Raw genomic sequence first — 1214 nt, 5'->3', positions numbered from 1 at the left:
TCGCGCCGCCGGCGCGGGAGCGGGCCGGGAAGGAGAAAGAGGCCCGGCCGGCCCTCGGGGGGAGAGCCGGCCGGGCCCGGTGGGCGACGCGTCCGTTACCGGGTCTGCAGCATCCGGAAGGCCCGGGCCTTCAGCGATCCGGGGCTGGCCGCGGAGGCGATGTTGCGCAGGGCGCGGGTGGCGCTGGCGGCGCTACTGGTTCTGGCGCCACGCACGGGCACGTGGTGGTCGAGGTATTCGGTGACCGCGTTGTAGGCCGCCCACCGGGTCCCGGCGATCGGGGCGATGGTCGGCGAGGACGTCCACAGCGTGACGATGCCGGCGGCGCGTTCGCGGCGGTGCCGGGCGGTGGCCGCGCTGGTGGCGGAGTCGACCTCGAGCAGGGCGTCGGCGAAGGTGCGGACCTCGTCGGTGTCCATCGGGCGGGCATACAGGGCGGCGGCCTCGGTCTCGAAGGCCTCGACGTAGCGCCAGGTCAGCTTCAGGGCGTCGCGGGCCTGCTGGATGGCCGCGCGCGCCCCGCCGGTGTGGCGGATTCCCCAGCTGGCCTTCGCCTCTCGCAGGGCGGCGGACTGGGTGTTGGCGCACACGATACGGATGGGCGTGACCAGGAAGGTGAAGCGGGACGACCCGTCGTGGGAGTTCAGCGCCGCCAGGTACAGCTCGGTGCGGTCGGCGGCGCCGTCGCGGCCGTCGAAGACGATGGCGGTGGGCAGCTTCATGGTCATGAAGGTCTCGCGGCCCCCGCGCAGCGCCCCGGCGGTCTCGAAGCGGGCGCCGCTCTCGTCGACCAGGGCGTCGAGCAGTGCGCAGGAGGCCTCGTTCTGCACCGGCTCGTACTTGCTGCCGACCACGCCGAGCACGTCGAGGCCGCCGGTGACGGGGTTGGTGCGCACGGTGGCGAAATGGTCGGGCACCGCCAACGGTGCCGGGGCGGTGACGCCGGTGTCGTCGACGACGGGCTGGCGGGGCACCTGCAGCGCCATCTTGCGCACGTTCCAGCCGGCCAGGTGCGCGGCGTCGAGGGCTTCGCGGGCGGTCATGGCGTGGCCGACGGATTGGCCGAGTCGGTGCCAGTGGTCGGCGCGGGAGTTGGCGAAAAAGACGTGGGCGATACCGTCTGCGCCGGTGGTGGTGTCGAGTTCGTGTGCCATGGTTCTTCCCTTTCGGTGGTGTGATCGCGCCGGTCGGCGCCGGGTGCCGGGGACCGGCCG

Annotated in this window: 1 protein-coding gene; it reads right to left on the bottom strand. The window is 73.6% G+C overall.

From position 1 onward, the window contains the following. Positions 1 to 95: 95 nt before the first annotated feature. The gene (locus F0Q45_RS26060) at positions 96 to 1154 is read right to left on the bottom strand and encodes a DUF932 domain-containing protein (protein ID WP_149656596.1); all 1059 of its coding nucleotides are present in this window, start codon (positions 1152 to 1154) and stop codon (positions 96 to 98) included. Positions 1155 to 1214: the final 60 nt, after the last annotated feature.

Origin of the sequence: Mycobacterium simiae (assembly GCF_008370645.1) — a bacterium.
Taxonomy (GTDB): Bacteria; Actinomycetota; Actinomycetes; order Mycobacteriales; family Mycobacteriaceae; genus Mycobacterium; species Mycobacterium simiae_A.
This window is presented reverse-complemented; position numbering and strand designations above follow the sequence as displayed.